Below are 809 nucleotides of genomic sequence, written 5' to 3'. Positions count from 1 at the left end.
GTCGAGGGAGCGCGTGATGAGGTGGGCGCGGTCCTTCACCGGCATCACCACGGTCACGTCGGCCTGCACGTCCACCTCTCCGCTGCGCTCGTCGACCACGACGCTGAGGAGCGGCTCCGACGCCGGCCCCGGAGGGGTCCGCACCGGTGGCTCCGCGAGCACCGAGCACCTCGGGACCGGCGGCCCCACCGCGACGTCACGCTACCCTGAGCACGCGGCGTTGACGAGAGATACGCGGAGGGTAGCGTGGCACCGACGGCCTGGCGGCAGTGGCGCGACCTGGTGGGCAGCGACTACCCGCTCAACCGCACCTCGCGCGAATCGCTGGCCACGCTCGCCGTCTGGCGGATGGGCCAGGTGCTGCACGGGCGCCCGGGGGCGGGCGCCTTCCTGATGCGCCGGCTGCACGGCGTCCTCGACCAGGTGTGGGTCCGCAACGTCATCGGCGCGGAACTGCCGCGCAGCGTCGCCGTCGGACCGGGGATGACGCTGCCCCACGCCGGCCGCGGTGTCGTGGTGCACCCCGACGCCCGCATCGGCGCGCAGGTCACCCTGCACCACCGGGTCACCATCGGGGTGCGCGACGCCGGGCGCCCCCCGCACGTGGGCGACGGCGCCTACCTGGGTTCGGGGGCGGCCGTGCTGGGCGCCGTCGACCTGGGGGCGGGGTGCCGCGTCGGGGCGAACGCCGTGGTGGTGCACGACGTCCCGCCGGGGGCGACCGTGGTCTGCGGCCCGGCCCGCGTGCTGCCGGCGCGGAGCGCGGCGCCGGATCCCGCGCCGCCCGGTGCCGCGGCACCGGTCACGCG

The 809-nt window shown here is 77.0% G+C and carries 1 protein-coding gene; it reads left to right on the top strand.

The genetic code is table 11. From position 1 onward, the window contains the following. Positions 1 to 246: 246 nt before the first annotated feature. A partial coding sequence (locus ABEB16_RS20795) for a serine acetyltransferase (protein WP_345714090.1) occupies positions 247 to 809 on the top strand: 563 nt, incomplete at its 3' end.

This window comes from Kineococcus glutinatus, assembly GCF_039542765.1.
Lineage (GTDB): Bacteria > Actinomycetota > Actinomycetes > Actinomycetales > Kineococcaceae > Kineococcus_A > Kineococcus_A glutinatus.
This window is presented reverse-complemented; position numbering and strand designations above follow the sequence as displayed.